17 protein-coding genes are annotated in these 18,208 nt (G+C 39.0%); 10 read left to right on the top strand and 7 right to left on the bottom strand.

Going from position 1 to position 18,208, the window contains the following annotated elements; translation table 11 throughout:
- Positions 1-80: 80 nt before the first annotated feature.
- Positions 81-1,055: an HTH-type transcriptional regulator CysB gene (gene cysB / locus ACZ1GV_RS05570; protein WP_210559609.1), complete on the bottom strand. Its 975-nt coding sequence runs from the start codon at positions 1,053-1,055 to the stop codon at positions 81-83.
- A gap of 209 nt (positions 1,056-1,264) precedes the next feature.
- Here cysB and ACZ1GV_RS05565 point away from each other — a divergent pair, with 209 nt between their 5' ends.
- Together ACZ1GV_RS05565 and ACZ1GV_RS05560 are read left to right on the top strand one after the other, a co-directional pair.
- Positions 1,265-2,026 carry a hypothetical protein gene (locus ACZ1GV_RS05565; protein WP_472675598.1) on the top strand — a complete coding sequence of 254 codons (762 nt, stop codon included), beginning with the start codon at positions 1,265-1,267 and terminating at the stop codon, positions 2,024-2,026.
- Complete coding sequence (locus ACZ1GV_RS05560; RefSeq protein ID WP_472675597.1) at positions 2,020-2,460, top strand: GNAT family N-acetyltransferase; 441 nt, start codon at positions 2,020-2,022, stop codon at positions 2,458-2,460. The genes ACZ1GV_RS05565 and ACZ1GV_RS05560 overlap by 7 nt, the downstream gene beginning before the upstream one ends.
- Positions 2,461-2,485: 25 nt before the next feature.
- On the opposite strand, the gene ACZ1GV_RS05555 is transcribed toward ACZ1GV_RS05560, so the two are convergent.
- Positions 2,486-3,412 carry an electron transfer flavoprotein subunit alpha/FixB family protein gene (locus ACZ1GV_RS05555; RefSeq protein WP_210559612.1) on the bottom strand — a complete coding sequence of 309 codons (927 nt, stop codon included), beginning with the start codon at positions 3,410-3,412 and terminating at the stop codon, positions 2,486-2,488.
- Complete coding sequence (locus ACZ1GV_RS05550) at positions 3,409-4,161, bottom strand: electron transfer flavoprotein subunit beta/FixA family protein (protein ID WP_210559613.1); 753 nt, start codon at positions 4,159-4,161, stop codon at positions 3,409-3,411. Before ACZ1GV_RS05550 ends, ACZ1GV_RS05555 begins: the two co-directional genes overlap by 4 nt.
- A 237-nt stretch (positions 4,162-4,398) precedes the next feature.
- On the opposite strand from ACZ1GV_RS05550, the gene ACZ1GV_RS05545 reads away from it, so the two are divergent.
- The gene (locus ACZ1GV_RS05545; protein WP_472675596.1) at positions 4,399-4,869 is read left to right on the top strand and encodes an acyl-CoA thioesterase; all 471 of its coding nucleotides are present in this window, start codon (positions 4,399-4,401) and stop codon (positions 4,867-4,869) included.
- A gap of 2 nt (positions 4,870-4,871) precedes the next feature.
- On the opposite strand, the gene ACZ1GV_RS05540 is transcribed toward ACZ1GV_RS05545, so the two are convergent.
- Positions 4,872-5,636 (bottom strand): class I SAM-dependent methyltransferase, encoded by a 765-nt coding sequence (locus tag ACZ1GV_RS05540; protein WP_472675595.1) that lies wholly within the window; start codon positions 5,634-5,636, stop codon positions 4,872-4,874.
- A 70-nt stretch (positions 5,637-5,706) separates the two neighbouring features.
- On the opposite strand from ACZ1GV_RS05540, the gene gloB reads away from it, so the two are divergent.
- The 3 genes from gloB to ACZ1GV_RS05525 all read left to right on the top strand — a co-directional run bounded on the left by gloB (position 5,707) and on the right by ACZ1GV_RS05525 (position 8,875).
- On the top strand, positions 5,707-6,486 hold the full coding sequence (gene gloB / locus ACZ1GV_RS05535) for a hydroxyacylglutathione hydrolase (protein ID WP_472675594.1): 780 nt from the start codon (positions 5,707-5,709) through the stop codon (positions 6,484-6,486).
- A gap of 94 nt (positions 6,487-6,580) precedes the next feature.
- Positions 6,581-8,209, top strand: a complete 1,629-nt coding sequence (locus tag ACZ1GV_RS05530; RefSeq protein WP_472675593.1) for a LysM peptidoglycan-binding domain-containing protein — start codon at positions 6,581-6,583, stop codon at positions 8,207-8,209.
- A gap of 54 nt (positions 8,210-8,263) precedes the next feature.
- Positions 8,264-8,875, top strand: a complete 612-nt coding sequence (locus ACZ1GV_RS05525; protein ID WP_472675592.1) for a hypothetical protein — start codon at positions 8,264-8,266, stop codon at positions 8,873-8,875.
- An 11-nt stretch (positions 8,876-8,886) separates the two neighbouring features.
- Here the strand turns inward: ACZ1GV_RS05525 and ACZ1GV_RS05520 are convergent, their stop codons facing one another.
- Complete coding sequence (locus ACZ1GV_RS05520; protein ID WP_472675591.1) at positions 8,887-11,316, bottom strand: Lon protease family protein; 2,430 nt, start codon at positions 11,314-11,316, stop codon at positions 8,887-8,889.
- 272 nt (positions 11,317-11,588) lie between these two features.
- On the opposite strand from ACZ1GV_RS05520, the gene leuS reads away from it, so the two are divergent.
- The 4 genes from leuS to nadD all read left to right on the top strand — a co-directional run bounded on the left by leuS (position 11,589) and on the right by nadD (position 16,458).
- Positions 11,589-14,177 (top strand): leucine--tRNA ligase, encoded by a 2,589-nt coding sequence (leuS, locus tag ACZ1GV_RS05515; RefSeq protein ID WP_472675590.1) that lies wholly within the window; start codon positions 11,589-11,591, stop codon positions 14,175-14,177.
- A gap of 91 nt (positions 14,178-14,268) precedes the next feature.
- Positions 14,269-14,751 (top strand): LPS-assembly lipoprotein LptE, encoded by a 483-nt coding sequence (locus tag ACZ1GV_RS05510; protein ID WP_472675589.1) that lies wholly within the window; start codon positions 14,269-14,271, stop codon positions 14,749-14,751.
- An 8-nt stretch (positions 14,752-14,759) separates the two neighbouring features.
- A complete protein-coding gene (holA, locus tag ACZ1GV_RS05505) occupies positions 14,760-15,812 on the top strand; it encodes a DNA polymerase III subunit delta (protein WP_472675588.1) in 1,053 nt (350 codons plus the stop codon).
- A 10-nt stretch (positions 15,813-15,822) separates the two neighbouring features.
- The gene (gene nadD, locus ACZ1GV_RS05500; protein WP_472675587.1) at positions 15,823-16,458 is read left to right on the top strand and encodes a nicotinate (nicotinamide) nucleotide adenylyltransferase; all 636 of its coding nucleotides are present in this window, start codon (positions 15,823-15,825) and stop codon (positions 16,456-16,458) included.
- Positions 16,459-16,491: 33 nt separating this feature from the next.
- Here nadD and ACZ1GV_RS05495 read toward each other — a convergent pair whose 3' ends face one another.
- Together ACZ1GV_RS05495 and serS are read right to left on the bottom strand one after the other, a co-directional pair.
- Positions 16,492-16,785, bottom strand: coding sequence for a DUF3301 domain-containing protein (locus ACZ1GV_RS05495; RefSeq protein ID WP_472675586.1), 294 nt, complete (start codon positions 16,783-16,785; stop codon positions 16,492-16,494).
- Positions 16,786-16,867: 82 nt separating this feature from the next.
- A complete protein-coding gene (gene serS, locus ACZ1GV_RS05490; protein WP_472675585.1) occupies positions 16,868-18,181 on the bottom strand; it encodes a serine--tRNA ligase in 1,314 nt (437 codons plus the stop codon).
- Between the last annotated feature and the right edge of the window lie 27 nt (positions 18,182-18,208).

Below are 18,208 nucleotides of genomic sequence, written 5' to 3'. Positions count from 1 at the left end.
CATATAACTAAAGTATGTATCTTATAGGATGCGTATTTAGCCAAAAAAAACCGGAGTAGATTCTCCGGTTTTTTTATATGTTATTTATTTGGCAAGGTTATTGTTTCAAACATTTTATCAACCTCTTCTTGATTCTTCAGTAAACAAGCTTTCTCTACTCTGTCTTTGGTTAAGTGCGGCGCAAAACGTTCAATAAAGTCATACATATAACCCCTTAAGAAGCTGCCTTTTCTAAACCCAATTTTTGTAGTTGACGCCTCGAATATATGAGACGCATCAATAGTAACGAGATCAGTATCGGAGTCATCCATGGCCATCGTCGCAATAACACCAACGCCGACACCTAACCTTACGTAAGTTTTAATAACGTCAGCATCAGTGGCGGTAAACACTATTTTAGGCTGTAGCCCCTGCTCTGCAAACGCTTTATCTAATTCGGATCTACCTGTAAAACCAAATACATAAGTTACCAACGAATACTTTGCTATGTCATCGAGCTGGATCTTAGTCTTGAGCTTAGCTAACGGATGATCTTTTTGAACAACGATAGACCTGTTCCAGTGATAGCAAGGAAGCATAACTAAGTCGTTATAAAGATGTAATGCTTCTGTTGCTATTGCAAAATCTGCATCACCTTTTGCTGCTGCTTCACTAATTTGCGAAGGCGTTCCTTGATGCATATGCAAAGAAACCTTTGAATATTTTGACATGAAACCTTGGATAACACTCGGCAATGCATATCGTGCTTGTGTATGCGTGGTTGCAATATTTAGCTTACCTTGATCAGGAAGAGTATGCTCTTTTGCGACCTGTTTAATGCTGTCAACTTTGCTCAGTATGTCGCGTGATAATTCTATAATGTCACGCCCCGACGGTGTAACGTGAGTAAGATGTTTACCGCTGCGACCAAATACTTGCACGCCTAGCTCATCTTCTAACATTCGAACTTGCTTACTTATACCAGGCTGTGACGTAAATAAACTCTCAGCGGTTGCAGATACATTCAAATTATGGTTTTCGACTTCTACAATATAACGGAGTTGCTGTAGCTTCATGTAAATATTTCCCAATTTGCTTATTCTAAAAATATATACATAATCCAACATTTATTCCATAATTTTTTATATGTTATAAAAGTGTTATCACTACCCTAATGTTTAAAATTTGTTTACTATGCAAAGATAGAGACATTTAGTCTAAGCTAGTTACTTGTAACTGTTAATTATTTTTAAGTCTGTGACTAGCCTACTTTTAAGGATTTTTTATGCTTTTCGCCATTATCGTTGGCTTGATTCTTGGTTTAGTAGTAATTGTAGTTGTAACTAACACAATGCAACAACAAAAGAAAAAACAAGAAGACGAACGTCGTCGAGAGATTATTAAGTTTCGAGCAATTTTAGACGAGACAGAAGAAGCTATTCAGAATACGGCTGGTATTCCATTATCGCAAGAAGGTTTTGGCATACTTCTAAATCGTGAATTGTATGCGTTAAAGAGCATGCTTGAATTAACGCCAGGCAACAAAGACGTCAAAAACCGCATTCAACAAGTTCAAACTAAACTAGAAAATAATGACTTTATAACTGGCGATGCTGAATTGATGACATTACCAGAAAATGAAAAACAGTTAATCGGCATAGTGCAAGGTATTAAAAAGTTTAGACTCATTCTTCGTTCAGAGCATGGCAAAGGTAGAATTTCTAGTGAGGCCTTCGTTCGTGAGGATAAAAAATTTGAAAAGTTACAACTTCGTATAAATATCGAAACTCAATTAAAGCGCGGCAAAATGGCTATGAGTAAAAATATGACTGGGTCAGCTCGCCAATATTTTGAAAAAGCAATTATCACACTTGATAAGCAAAACTACGCAGACGAATATATTATTTCGCGAAAAGCTGAGATTGAACAACTACTTGAGCAAATTACTCAAGATCTCAAGTCAGCCAATCTTGATGACGTTAAGAAAAAGCAAGCTGAAGAAAAAGACGATTTAGACGCCTTATTTGCACCGAAGAAAAAATGGTAACAGCTTCTATTAAAATAGAAGTCTTTAACAGAAATAATCAACGACTCGTTAACGTCTTTTATAAACAATACAAGCGAAATGTTAGTGTTAACCGTGAAGACTTTGTTGTCGTCGCCGTTGAGCAAAGTAAAAATGATAGAGAAAATAAAATTCGTGGTGTGGCTTTTATTAGAAGAATACCAGGGCTACAACCGCCCGAATTATTGTTTAGAAGTCTGTTTGTCGCACCATCACACCGCAATAACGGTATTGCATCAAAAATTATTCATCTAACGCTTCAGCACTTCCCTAGCAAAGCCATTTACACAGTAACTGATAAAAGCTTGATTGATTTTTACTCTCAATTTGGCTTTACTGTTTGTAATACGCCACCAGACTCCATTGCTAATTTAAAGACAAAAAAAAGCCCAACCGTTATGGTTAGGCTTTCATAGTTTCCAAAACAGTCAGTCTGTTTAGTTAGATTGAAGATTCCAGTTCTGGAAGTGCTTCGAATAAGTCTGCAACTAGACCGTAGTCTGCAACTTGGAAAATCGGCGCTTCAGCATCTTTGTTGATTGCAACAATCACCTTAGAGTCTTTCATGCCTGCTAAGTGTTGAATTGCGCCAGAAATGCCAACCGCAATATAAAGATCTGGAGCCACTATTTTACCCGTTTGACCTACTTGCATGTCATTTGGAACAAAACCAGCATCAACAGCGGCACGAGACGCACCAACAGCTGCGCCAAGCTTATCGGCGATACCGTCTAGTAATTTGAAGTTATCACCATTTTGCATACCACGACCACCAGAGATCACAACACTTGCCGCTGTTAATTCTGGTCGTTCAGACTCAGTAAGCTCTTGTGAAACAAATGATGACAAACCAGAGTCACTCAATGAATCAATTGAGACTAATTCAGCACTGCCACCCAAGCCCGCTTTATCAAACGCCGCCGTACGAATAGTAATAACTTTTTTCGAATATTCTGATTGTACAGTTGCTATAGCATTACCAGCATAGATTGGGCGCGTAAATGTATCCGAGCCTTCAACCGAAATAATGTCTGATATTTGCTCTACATCTAGTAGAGCAGCAACACGAGGCATAAAGTTTTTACCTGTTGTTGTCGCTGCTGCTAGAATATGTGTGTAATTATCAGCTAGCTCAACAACTAGAGCCGATAAGTTTTCAGCTAGAGCATGTTCATAAATGGCATTATCAGCAAGTAGTACTTTAGCAACACCGTCAATCTTACAAGCTTCATCAGCCACTGCTTGGCAGTTTGAACCGGCAACTAAAAGAGTGATGTCACTACCAATTTTAGAAGCTGCATTAACAGCTTTTAATGTGTCTACTTTTAATTCGCTATTGTCGTGCTCTGCGACTAATAAAATACTCATGCGATCACCTTTGCTTCATTTTTTAACTTTTCTACAAGCTCTGCAACAGATTCAACGATAACACCACCAGCTCGTTGAGAAGGCTCTTCTACCTTTAAAACTGTCATTTTGCTTGTTAGTTCAACACCTAAGTCTGCCGCTGAAATAACTTCTAGTGGTTTGCGTTTTGCTTTCATAATATTCGGTAATGAAGCATAACGAGGTTCATTCAAGCGAAGGTCTGTTGTAACTATCGCAGGAAGTGATAGAGCAACAGTTTGTAAGCCACCATCAACTTCACGAGTAACAGACACTTTGTCAGACTCAAGTTCAACTTTAGATGCAAATGTACCTTGTGGCATATTTGTTAGCGCCGCTAACATTTGACCTGTCTGATTATTATCAGAATCAATGGACTGCTTGCCTAAAATCACTAAATTAGGCTGTTCTTTTTCAACTAGCTTAGTGAGTAGTTTTGCCACTTGCAATGAGCCTAGCTTAACATCAGCTTCAACTTGAATAGCACGATCTGCGCCTAACGCTAAAGCCGTACGAAGTTGTTCTTGGCAAGCTTTATCGCCAATAGAAACCACAATAACTTCTTCTGCTTTACCCTGCTCTTTTAAACGAACGGCTTCTTCAACTGCGATTTCACAGAATGGATTCATCGCCATTTTTACATTGGCTAAATCTACGTCTGAATTATCCGGCTTAACACGTGCCTTCACGTTGTAGTCGATAACCCTTTTAATAGGTACTAGGATTTTCATATTCTCTCCCAAAATTTACACCAAACTAGCTTTGCTATTCAGTATAGGTTTGATTATCAAATTTATGGCAGACAATTTAATATCAGTTTACGTAAACGTCAACTTTATACACGATGCAACCCGCAAATATTTGTAAAGATAAGTGTTATCTTTCGTTATAAGTGATCATTTTGTATAAAAATGTAGCAATATTCTAAATTGGTACCACACTTAACGGATAACTTAAGAGGTCTTTAAATGCATAATCCAAGTCGAAGTGTTGAGTTTCGTTTCCTAGCAGAGCCTACCGATGTAAATTTTGGTGGAAAAGTACATGGTGGCATTGTAATGAAATGGATTGATCAGGCTGCGTACGCCTGTGCAGTTGGTTGGAGCGGCAAGTATTGTATAACGGTTTCTGTGGGCGCGATAAGATTTGTTCGCCCTGTTCTAGTTGGTAACCTAGTTACTGTTGAGGCTACCGTCGTCCATACAGGTAATTCAAGCATGCATATATATGTCAGCGTCAAAGCAACGGACCCTAAATTAAGTAATCCACTTGAAACAAACCATTGTATTATTACATTTATTGCAGTGGACGCCGACGGCGACAAAGTCCTTGTAGAACCTTGGAAACCTAAAACTAAACTAGATAAAAAATTACAGCAATATGCAATAAATATGAAAGACTTGAGTATTCAAGCCGAAAACAAATTACGTGAAAGCTAAGCTTATTGTTTTGTAGCACGCCTAGTTGTTCTATTAAGTGAGCTACTGCGCACCGCTGGATTGAACATAGTCCGATAACGAACTCTTGGTCGCACGGGTGTTAACGGCCATTCTCGTTTTTTCGCAACTAAAATACAAACCCCGCCAAGCGACGGACAAAAGCGTTTGAGTAAACTGGGGACAAAACTGCTATCCAGCTCTTGCTCATTTTGTGCCAAAACTGAGTAACAAAGGTAGTCTTCTTTTGTAACTTCAAAGCCCAATAAATGAAGCCAATCCTTAACTCTTGCGACACTAAAAAATCGACCTTTTTTAAAAAGTTGAAACTTCTGGCTTGGAACAAGTTTTTGCAGCGCTAATGACGACCAAGGGTTAAAAACAGCTAGAATAAGATTACCATTTGGTAATAGAACTCGATGAGCTTCGCGCAGTATTTGATGCGGATCAGAACCAAACTCTAAAACATGATTCATTACAATAGCGTCAATTGAATTCTCCAGAAATGGTAACTCATCAAACTCTGCAACTACGCCAGTAAGAGGTGTTTTATTATTCAACGTCGTTAAATTAACTTGCGTAGATATGGTACTTTCGTGACTCTCTAAAACATTACTTAACTGACCAATTTTCAATAAATATTGACCAAAACAATATTTTAACTGTTCAGATATGATGGCTTGTTCCGCTTCGCGCACCTGTTCGCCTAAAGGAATACTTGCCCAATCATTAATAGGTGAAACTGAATTATAGCCTAGTGCTGGTTTCAATACGTACCTCTTCTACTGTGGATAGCATTTAGTTAGTATATGTTATACCGATAAAAACAAGGAAACCAATATGTCTAATGTTATCCGTATTCCTGCTTTTAATGACAACTATTTTTGGTTAATGTCAGATAATAAACAACAGGCATTAATTGTAGACCCGGGCGACGCCCAGGTTGTGATGGATGCTCTTAAAAGTCTCAATTTAGAATTAACAGATATACTAATCACGCATCACCACGCCGATCATATAGGCGGTGTAGACAAATTATTAGAGCAATATCCCAACGCAAATGTATTCGGCCCTGCCACTAGTCGTTTTGATATGGTAACTCATCCATGCTCAGAGGGTAGCGTAATCTACCCAAGGGCGACTCAGCAACCATTTAGTATTGTTGAAGTACCTGGTCACACTTCTGACCATATTGCTTATTACAGCGCACCTATTCTGTTTGTCGGGGACACGCTTTTTTCAAGTGGTTGTGGTCGTCTTTTTGAAGGTACGGCAGAACAAATGTTAACCTCACTTAAAAAATTAGTCTCATTACCGCTAGATACTCAAATTTATTGTGCTCATGAATATACATACGCTAATACACAGTTTGCAACTGCCGTACTACCGAATAACAAGACTATTCAGGACTTTTTTTTGAAAACTGCGGAAAAAAGACGCGACGATAAAGCAACCGTTCCAACGACGTTAGCGACTGAATTAACAATTAATCCTTTTCTACTCTGCCACACGCAGCCGCTTCAGCTTAGTATGCAAAAGCAATTTGGTTTAGCTACTTTGCCTTCTGAGTTAGAGACGTTTACTTACCTTAGAAAATGGAAAGATGTCTTTCAAAATTGATTTGTAGATTAGCTACCATTGCAGGATTAGGTTATTATTGAGGATAGTTTTCTGTTCATGGCTACTCAGCCCCTTACAAAGTGTTATTAATTATATGTTTATAAAGAAAAAAAATATTATCCTTGTGATATCAGCGTTAGTGGCTGTCGCTGGTTGTAATAGTACTCCAGACTATTCCGTGAGTACTCAGCAAGAAATGAATAACTCAAAAGACACGCTAACTAGCATCGACCCTAGTACTATAGCTTCTCCAAGAGAAGTTGTAGATGCGCTAACACTCGCCGCTTTGGAACCAGAAGTGGGATCATTAGAGTTAGATGAGGCCCCTGCTACTTTTGATGATGTATGGCAAAGAATTAGCTATCAACTCTCCATAGAAATTCCGCAAAATCGACAAGTCGTTACCGAACGAAATTGGTACGCTAAACACCCTAGTTATATTACTCGTGTCGCAAAAAGGGCTGAGCCTTTTTTACACTTCATAGTAGAAGAAATTGAAAAGCGTGAAATGCCAATTGAATTGGCGTTACTACCTATTGTCGAGAGTGCATTTGATCCATTTGCCTACTCACACGGACGAGCGTCTGGTTTATGGCAGTTTATTCCTGGCACAGGTAATAGATTCAAATTAAAGCAAACATGGTGGTATGACGGACGACGAGATGTTGTAGCTTCAACAAGAGCCGCTTTAGATTATTTATCATTTTTACACAAAACCCTAGATGGCGATTGGTTAAATGCCATTGCGGCATATAATTCTGGCGAAGGCCGCGTGTTAAGAGCAATAAAACGAAATCGTAAAAAACACTTACCGACCGACTTTTGGTCACTAGACCTACCTCGCGAGACGTCTGCTTATGTGCCTAAGCTTTTAGCTTTAGTTGATCTGTTGAAACGTTCGGATGAGTTTAATGTAAGTTGGTACCCTATTGCGAACGAGCCCGCCATTGCCGTTGTTGATGCAAAAAAACAAATTGATATTGCTAAAGCAGCTGAATTAGCGGGTATGGAATTAAACGATCTTCATAAAATGAACCCAGGGTATAACCAATGGGCAACGGATCCAAATGGTCCTCATAAGTTTATCGTACCCATTGAAAAGGCCGATTCGTTTAAGGCAAAGTTAAGTGCACTAACAGATAACGAGCGTATGGCTTGGACACGATATGTTGTTAAGTCTGGTGATACATTGGGTGGAATTGCAGCAAAACATAAAGTTTCGGTTGCTGTGTTACGTGATGTAAACAAAATAAAAGGTAACATTATTCGTGTTAAGCAAGCATTAATGGTACCTACGTCTTCTAAATCCATTAAACAATATGAATTAACAGCTGGTAACCGCCTTGCAAAAACACAAAATAAACAACGAGGCTCGAGCACTAAGTTAGAGTATATTGTGAAAAGTGGGGACACGTTATGGGATATAAGTAAAGCTCATAAGGTGAACGTAAGAAGTTTAGCTAAATGGAATGGAATGGCTCCGACTGATCCGTTAAAGCCTGGAAAAAAACTAGTCGTTTGGACTAAAACACCCACTTCATCAAACAATGGCGTTGTTCGTAAAGTAACTTACAAAGTTCGAAACGGCGACTCGTTAGCTCGTATTGCACAAAAATTTAAAGTCGATGTTGATGACATTGCCAAATGGAATCAGTTAGACATGAAGAAGTATTTACAACCTGGTCAGGCTCTTAAGCTTTTTGTTGACGTAACAAGAAGTTAAGCTAACTTTATAAGTAGGCTTGCAAAAAAATGCGGGTCTACTTTGTGAGGAACAATGTTAAAAATAGCGCCCTTTTTATCAAAAGTTATTATTACGACTTCCCTCATCTTATCGTCAAATAGTTATGCAGAATTTAAACTTGACGGTAATCTAACGGTTGTCGATCCCTATGGAAAAACTCATACTAAAGAGATGCCAATGGGGTTTGCAAGTTCAGCAGAAAAGCAAACCTTTACCATTGGCCCTAATACCTACAAAGTTCCTGGGCAACCAGAAAAATACAGTATCGCAATTGTACTCCAAGACAATAACTTTGTTTGGGTGCAAGAGTTTCACAACAAGCCAATAAAAACTTTTGAATGGCAGCTCGGTGAACACAAGATTAGCTTGATTAAAGAGATATTAATGAAGCCGGTAAAAGGTGACTATATCCTTTCAATCGACGATAAAGATTATTTCTTTAATAACAGACTTGCTCAAATCACTTTCATTTTTAATGAAGAAGGCATAGAAAATATCGATGTAAGTGGCATGGTGGCAAGTCTTGGTTTAAATCGAGCACAAGATAAATGCGAGACGAGCAGTGACGATCAGTCAGACTCTGAAGACGATGCTACAAAAGAAGACTCTGATAATGAAGATGATAAGTGCCCACCACCAAAATAACTGGCGAGTAATTACTCGCCAAATTCGTGGTTTACTATATCTGCAATGTGTCGCAACCTTTGGGCTGCAATACCATTTACAGAGTCTCTTGGGTAACGTCCTCGTGACGACATCACGCCAGCCTGCTTACCCGTCAATATCGTAATTGCATCATCAACATTCTCTACAGCATAAATAGAGAACGTCCCAGCGTTTACAGCGGATGTAACTGACTCATTTAAAACTAAGTTTATGCAATTTGTTTTGGGGATTATAACACCCTGCTTTCCTGTTAAGCCTCGCGCTTCACATAAGTTGAAGAAACCTTCAATTTTTTCATTAACACCACCAATTGACTGGACTTGACCGTGTTGATTAATCGAACCTGTTATCGCAACGCCCTGATTTAATGGTATTTGTGTAATCGCTGAGAGTAAAGTACATACTTCACCTAAACTGGCACTATCACCATCAATATGGCCATAGCTTTGCTCAAGTGCAATGTTAGCGGAAAAAGACAAGGCAAAACCTTGTGCGTATTTATTACCTAAATACCCGCTTAATAACATCACACCTTTTGAATGGATAGCTTTTCCAAGCTCAACTTCTCTTTCAATATCAACAACGCCAGTTGACCCAGCATATACAGTTGCTGATATTCTTGCTGGTGTTCCAAATACTGTATCACCTATTTCTAAAACGGTTAAACCGTTTAATTTACCAACCTGAAAACCATCGGTATCGATAAGAATTTGACCTTCTTGTATGTCTTCAAGGAAAGACTCACTAATTTGTCCAGACCGAACTTTTTTTGCCTCTAAGGCTTCAACAATATGCTGCTTGTCCAATATTAACTCTTGCTGCAGAGTATCAGATGTTTTTGAAGTGAGCTGTTTACGAGCAAAAAACTGAGCCTCCCCAATTAACTCAAGTACGTCTGCAAAACGAGCCGATAACTTGTGCTGATGTTCAGCTTGGCGAAAGCTAAAATGCAAAAGTTGTTCAATGGCTGACGTATTCAGCGACATATTATGTTGTTTTGCAAAAACTTTAACTTTTTGAATAAAACTGTATAGCGCCTTATCATTTAAAGCGATGTAATGCTCAAAGTCGGCAAGTACTCGAAACAACTCATTAAACTCATTGTCATACTCTTGCATTAAATAATAAAGTTCCCTACTACCCATTAATATTACTTTGATATCCAACGGGATAGGTTGAGGGTTTAAACTAGAGGCATTAACAATATTTGCTTCTCCAGCTGGCGACTCCATCTTTATTTCATGACTTTTTAACGCTAACTTAAGTGCTTCCCATACGGCGGGTTGATGAATCAGTTTGTCCGCCTCAATTAGCAAATAACCACCATTGGCTTTGTGCAAAGCACCCGCTCTCACCATTTGATAGCTTGTGTATACAGAGCCCTGAACCGAGCTATATTCAATTTTGCCAAACACATTTTGAAACGTTGGGTTCGCTTCATAAATAATCGGGGCGCCACTATTTGGATCTTGTTTTGTAATGATGTTAGGAATTAGCTGTTCTTCGAGTACTTTTCTAACATCCACTTCATCACGATCTTTCTCTTGCTCCGCTTCGGCTTCTGACGATAGATACTCCTCGACAATTTCAATCACAGTATCCCGCATGTCACGAACAAACTTAACAACACCAAGTTCTGCCGAATATTTGTGCTCTAAATCTTTTAAAATTGGCCGTAATGCGTTTTCAATGGTTTGTTTAGTTAACGAACGCTGAGCTTCAAACATCTCCCGCTTCCATTGCGGTAATTCAAGTAAAGTCTCAGTAAGTACGTTCTCTAAGTCATCTATTATTTTATAAAAATGCTGTTTCGCCGACTCATCTAGCTGACTAAATTCGGTATCACTTAACGGCTTTTCATTCACAACAGGAGCAAAACTAACGGTTCCTTTTTCTTCAAATAAAAGAACATTTTTTGCTTGTGCATTTTGCTCGACCAGATCGATAGCCGTTTGATACTTTTGATTAAAGTGTTTGTCTATGTTACGCCATTTTCGCTGAAAGGATGGGTTATCAAACGCTGCAGGGAACGTATCCAAAATATCATCAATTAAACTTTCAATATCAGTTTTCAGTTTTTTTCCATCACCTGCTGATAAGCGAATTACACTTGGTGAACGATTATCTTCAAAGTTATTTACGTAACACCACTCACTAGGTGTTTGTTTTTCTTTTGCGACGGTTTTTATATGGTCATTTATTAGAGTATGTCTGCCCGTAGCAGGCTCGCCCATCACGAATAAATTGTAGCCCTTCATCGACATATCTAAACCAAATTCTAACGCCTGTTTGGCACGTTCTTGCCCAATAAAATTAACGTCAGCATTAATTTCAGATTGCACAATCTTTGATATTTTTTGAGTGTCAAACGTTGGTGACAGTGCATCAACAGAAAGGCGATATTGTTGGTTTTTGATCATATATCCAGATGTTTTTTAAAATTAACTTAATGTCTTAAGTCTATATTGAATTAGCTAAAAACGCATTGCTTAATTAACATCAAAAAAAGTTCATCATTCACGCTATAATTTCATCAATGATGCTTGTTGCTGTTGTCCGAATTAGTTATCCTTAGCGTCTAATTTTTAAAATATTTTTATAGTATTTTGAACTGTTTAAAAACACATCAAAATACTCGTTTTACTTGTCCATTTCTGGATTTGTAGCACTTATCTAATACTGAGAGCAGTCCATGCAAGCTGAATATAACCATCGCGATATTGAACAAAAAGTTCAACAACATTGGCAAGACAACCAAACCTTCAAAGTGACCGAAGATAGTGAAAAAGAAAAGTTTTACTGCCTTTCTATGTTGCCTTACCCAAGTGGTCGATTGCACATGGGTCACGTTCGAAATTACACTATCGGCGATGTAATCTCACGTTTTCAGCGACTCCAAGGTAAAAATGTAATGCAGCCGATGGGTTGGGATGCGTTTGGTCTTCCTGCCGAAAATGCCGCGATTAACCATAAAACAGCACCAGCCAAATGGACCTACGAAAACATTGAGTATATGAAAAACCAGCTTACCAGCCTGGGTTTTGGTTACGACTGGGATCGTGAAGTTGCGACCTGTACACCAGAGTATTATCGTTGGGAACAGTGGTTTTTTACAAAGCTTTATGAAAAAGGCTTAGTGTACAAAAAAACAGCAACCGTTAATTGGGATCCAGTTGATCAAACTGTATTAGCAAATGAGCAAGTGATTGATGGTCGCGGATGGCGTTCAGGTGCACTTGTAGAGCAAAAGGAAATCCCGCAGTGGTTTATTAAAATCACAGACTACGCTGAAGAGTTAATTAATGACTTAGATGCCCTTGAGGGCTGGCCTGAGCAAGTTAAAGCAATGCAGAAAAACTGGATTGGTCGCTCAGAGGGTGCGGAAGTGACTTTTGACGTTGTTGATAGTGAGCAGAAAATAGAGGTATACACTACTCGTCCGGATACCTTGTACGGTGTAACTTACCTTGCCATTGCTGCACAACATCCGATGGCACTTGCTGCGGCTTCATCTAACACTGAGCTGAGTACGTTTATTGAAGCTTGTAAAAGCCAATCGGTTGCAGAAGCAGACATGGCAACAATGGAAAAACTGGGTGTAGATACTGGCATACGCGCAATCCATCCTCTTACGGGTGAAGTGGTGCCAGTATGGGCAGCGAACTTTGTATTAATGAACTACGGTACTGGTGCAGTAATGTCTGTGCCCGGCCATGACCAAAGAGATTGGGAGTTCGCAACCAAGTATAATCTTCCAATCAAACAAGTTATCAAGCCTGTCGATGCAGAGCAAACCGCTGTACTAAATGAATCAGCGTATACAGAGCGTGGTTTATTGGTCAATTCTGGTGAATTTGATGGATTAGAATTTGACGCTGCATTTGAAAAAATTGTTGCTTTATTAGAGTCTAAATCAGCGGGTAAAAAGACAGTTAATTATCGATTGCGTGACTGGGGTGTATCTCGTCAACGTTATTGGGGTGCACCTATTCCAATGGCCACGTTGGAAGACGGCACCTCTGTTCCGATTCCAGAGCAAGACCTTCCGGTTGTGTTACCAGAAGATGTTGTTATGGATGGTGCAGCATCACCAATTAAAGCTGACCCTGAGTGGGCGAAAACCACGGTGAATGGCATGCCAGCTCTTCGAGAAACAGATACCTTTGATACCTTTATGGAGTCATCATGGTACTACGCTCGATACTGCTCTCCACAGTCTGATGATAAAATGCTAGACCCTACGCAAGCAAACTATTGGTTGCCTGTCGACCAATATATCGGTGGTATTGAGCACGCTATTTTACATTTATTATATGCTCGCTTTTTCCACAAACTAATGCGAGATGTAGGTTTAATTGAATCTGATGAGCCTTTCAAACGATTATTGTGTCAAGGTATGGTGCTAGCTGAAACTTATTACCGTGAAGATACCAATGGCGGTAAAGTTTGGTTCTCACCAACAGATATTGATGTTGAACGCGATGACAAAGGCAGAGTTACAAAAGCGTGGCACAGAGAAGATGGCCAACCGGTTATTTCATCTGGCATGTCAAAAATGTCAAAATCAAAAAATAACGGAATTGACCCTGAATCAGTAATTCAAACCTTAGGTGCAGATACCGTTCGTTTATTTATGATGTTTACTGCACCGCCAGAACAGACTCTTGAATGGTCTGATTCGGGTGTTGATGGCGCACACCGCTTTATCAAGCGTGTTTGGAAGTTATCTCAAGACGTTATCGAGGCTGGCTTAGTAAAAGAATACGATGTTAGTAGCTTAAACTCAGAACAAAAATCGTTACGCCGTGAAGTTCATAAAACAATTGCTAAAGTAACGGATGATTTAGATCGTAGAAATACATTTAATACGGCGATTGCCGCTATTATGGAATTGACTAATAAGCTAAACAAAGCCCCTTTAACTTCTGATGTTGATAAAGCGGTAATGTACGAAGCTGTAACGGCTGTGGTTACTATGCTAGCGCCTATTACTCCGCATGTTTGTCATGAGTTATGGTCTCAGTTAGGTAATGGTGAAAACATTGATCAAGCCGTGTGGCCTGTCGCTGATAAAAGCGCAATGGTCGAAGACGAAAAGTTAATTGTCGTTCAAGTTAACGGTAAAGTACGCTCGAAACTGACTGTTGCCGCCGACGCTGATGAAGCATTTATAAAGGCGCTAGGCCTTGAAGAAGAAAATGTGAAAAAGTTTACCGATGGTAAAACAATTCGTAAGGTTATTTTCGTAAAAGGTAAGTTACTTAATATTGTGGCTAACTAGTCAAAGCATTTACTTTTAGTAACATAACAATGGCTTGGTGAAATCTGCTGCATAAATAGCAACACCAAGCCTCTTTATTAACTGGACTAATATGAAACTAAAGCTTTTTGGTACCGTACTTTTGATCACGCTAGTGGCATCTTGCGGCTTTAAATTAAAAGGTCAGTACTATTTACCTGATTCACTAAAGTCAATTTATGTAAGCTCTGAAAAACGCTTTAGTCCATTGCGTACGCAGGTAATAAAACGCCTGACACAAAACCAAGTCACCATTTTACAAAGCTTTGACGAAACTAAAGCAGAGCTAAAGGTTCTTCCAGAGTCATTTCAACGTCGAACGTTGTCACTTTTCCCAAACGGTCAAGTAGCGGAATACGAACTTATATATATAGCGAATTATCAAGTTACCCTGCCGAATCAACAGCCAAAACCTTTTAGTGTTGAATTAAGTAGAGAGTTCCAAGATGATCCAAATAACGCGTTAGCTAAAGAAAGAGAACGTGCGCTGATATTATCAGAACTTAGAGTCATCGCGAGCGATAGAATAATGGCTCAACTAATAATGATCAAATAGGCCCGCTTTTGAAGATTTATGCCAACCAACTTCCTGCAGAATTAAACAAAGGCTTAGCTAATTGCTATTTAATTTTTGGAGATGAGCCTTTTCAGGTCAACGAAGCGCGCGACCTAATTAAATCTAAAGCAAAACAGCAAGGTATTGATGAGTTTATTCGACTCTCGGACGATGAACAATTTGATTGGGAAGATCTTCAACAGCACTGTCAGGCGATGTCATTATTCTCATCAACAAAATTGATAGAATTGGAGTTGTCGTCAAATAAAATCGGTAAGGTTGGCTCTGACACACTAAAGCAAATAGCCTCTGCACTTGCCGACGATACAGTACTGGTCATTTTTGGCGGAAAACTGGAAGCGGCACAAACTAAATCAGCGTGGTTTAAAGCAGTATCTCAAAACGGCGTGTTTATACCTATTTATGAAATTGATGGCCCTCATTTGCAGCGCTGGCTTAAACAACAATTATTAAATAGAAACCTAAGTTTAACCCCTGATGCGCAAGCATTTCTTCTTAGCTTTACCTCTGGAAACTTATTAGCCTGTGCACAAGAACTTGATAAACTTAAATTATCACACCCGAACTCGCCGACTCTAACGTTAGAACTGATACAAGGACAAGTCGCGGACCAATCAAGGTATACCGTATTCCAACTCACCGATGCGTTATGGGAAAATAAGCCTGAGCGATGTTTATCGATTTTAGGTAGATTAAAACTTGAGGAGTTTGAGCCTAATATAATTTTATGGTCATTGAACAAAGATATTAGCTTAATTTTGTTACTGCAAAATGCCATTAAGTATAACGAAAGTACGTCTGCTATTTTCGACACTCATCGAGTTTGGAAAAACAAGCAAGCGTTGTATACACGTGTTGCGCAATCTACAAACCCAATGCTTCTTAAACAAGCTATGAAACAATTATCAGAATTAGACCAAGCATTGAAGTTTCATACGGTTGACTGCCCATACACTCTGTTTGCGCATATTTGCTTACTTGTAAGCGGTTACCAAGAGTTAGCAACCTTTCCTTTGCCTTTTGAAATAAACATAGCCTAAGTAGCTTTAAATGAATAACAGACCTCTCGTTGTTTTATATGGCGGCACATTCAATCCAATACATTTTGGACATTTGAGGCCAGTTGCAAGTCTTTCTAAACTTTTCGATATCAAAGAGCTAATTTATATCCCTTGTCATATTCCACCGCACAAAGATAAACCGGCTTTGTCTGCTTTTCATCGACTAGAAATGACTAAATTAGCAGTTCGAGAATTTAGTTTTGCGTTTTCTACTCGAGTTAGTGATTACGAATTAAATCGATCAGAAGCTTCTTATTCGTTAACTACAATAGACTACTTTATTGATAAATACGCACACGATGAGTTAGCTTTTTTGGTCGGACTTGATTCATTGTTGAATTTTACTAGCTGGTTTCAGTGGCAAGAGATTTTAAAGAAAGTGCACCTTATCGCAATGACACGACCTGGCTACCAAATTGAAACGGCTTCATTAGCGCCAGAACTTCACGGACAGTTGGGCAAACGTATACACCTTGTTGAAACCGACAATGTCGATATATCTTCAACAGAAATTAGAAAATGCTTTAGTACAAAACTAAATGATTTTAGTGCTTTACCTGAACTAAACGACCTACTTCCTAGTTCAATTATTGAGTATATAAAAAAGCATGAATTGTGTTTTTAATTCTAAATAGAGCTAATGACTATGATTGGTATACTAAGACCAGTGGCTAATCTGTTCTACCTTACCATTAACAATTTGAATCTCGCCCTTTTTTGACGTTAATCCATCCGCACTGTAATTAAGATCAAAAGTCATCACGACTTTCAAGCCTTTGGAAAATGATATATTCCAATCGGCCATAGCAATCGATAACAATTGTAAATGATGCGTTTTACAATACTGAGAACCCGCTAAACGAGCACGCTCCGCCACTTTACGGCTCTGCCAAAACAAAGCAAAAATACCACCAACAAACATCAATAACCAAACAGTCTGTAAATCAAACACTGCCTACCTCCAATAAAAAAGCGCGGATAAATTATCCACGCTTAATACTCTTTATCAAAAATACGGATTTAACCCTAATTGACTAGCCAATCTTAGTAATACCAGCCATATACGGCACTAACGCCGCAGGAACGGTAATACTACCATCTTCATTTTGGTAGTTCTCTAAAATAGCTACTAAAGTACGACCGACAGCCAAACCTGATCCGTTCAATGTATGAACAAGCTCTGGTTTTTTAGCGCCTTTAGCGCGATAACGAGCTTGCATGCGTCTTGCTTGGAAGTCACCCATGCTGCTACACGATGAAATTTCACGATAAGTATTTTGTGCCGGTAACCATACTTCCAAATCGTAAGTCTTAGTAGCGCCAAATCCCATATCACCCGTACAAAGTACAACCTTACGATACGGTAATTCTAACTTCTGTAAAATTGTTTCAGCGTGTCCTGTTAACTCTTCTAATGCTTGCGCTGAATCTTCAGGTTTTACAATTTGAACCAACTCTACCTTGTCAAACTGGTGCTGACGAATTAAACCACGCGTATCACGGCCATAAGAGCCTGCTTCAGAACGGAAACATGGTGTATGAGCTGTTAATTTAACTGGTAATTCAGACTCATCATAAATTACATCTCTCGCGAAGTTTGTTAACGGTACTTCTGCTGTAGGTATTAATGATAATTTACGTGCATCTTGCTCGTCCAAATTATCAGACTGGCCGGTTAATGGCTGAGTATGAAATAAATCATCGGCAAACTTTGGTAATTGACCTGTGCCTTGAAGACTCTCATTATTCACAAGATAAGGAACATAAGCTTCAGTGTAACCATGTTGTTCAGTATGTTGGTCTAACATGAATTGTGACAATGCTCTATTCAACCGTGCAATTTTGCCTCGCATCACTGTAAATCGGGCACCACTTAATTTTGTACCCATTGCAAAGTCTAAACCGTTATCCAACGACTCGCCTAAATCAACGTGATCTTTTGGTTCAAAGTCAAAGGCCTTTGGCTCCCCCCACTTAAGAACCTCTACATTATCATCTTCAGACTTACCATTTGGTACATCTTCTGACGGTAAGTTTGGTACGGTTAACGCAATCGCATCAATTTCATTTAACAGACTTTGTAATTCTGACTTAGCCGCATCAAGTTTATCGCCTAAGTCGGCAACACTATCTAATAGTGGTTGGATATCTTCACCGCGAGCTTTTGCTTGGCCAATATTTTTAGATTTTGCATTTCGCTCATTTTGCAATTCTTGCGTTGCCGTTTGAAGATCTTTACGACGGCTTTCTAGTGCTTCTAAACGAGCAACATCAAGTTCAAAACCACGAGTAGCTAAACGAGTTGCGGTTTCTTGAATGTCATTTCTGAGAAACTTAGGATCTAACATCTTTTAATTTTACCTATATAAATTTCT

This window comes from Psychrosphaera sp. HA2-10, from assembly GCF_055693745.1.
Note: the sequence above shows the minus strand (reverse complement) of the source record. Positions and strands in the feature narration are given on the sequence as shown.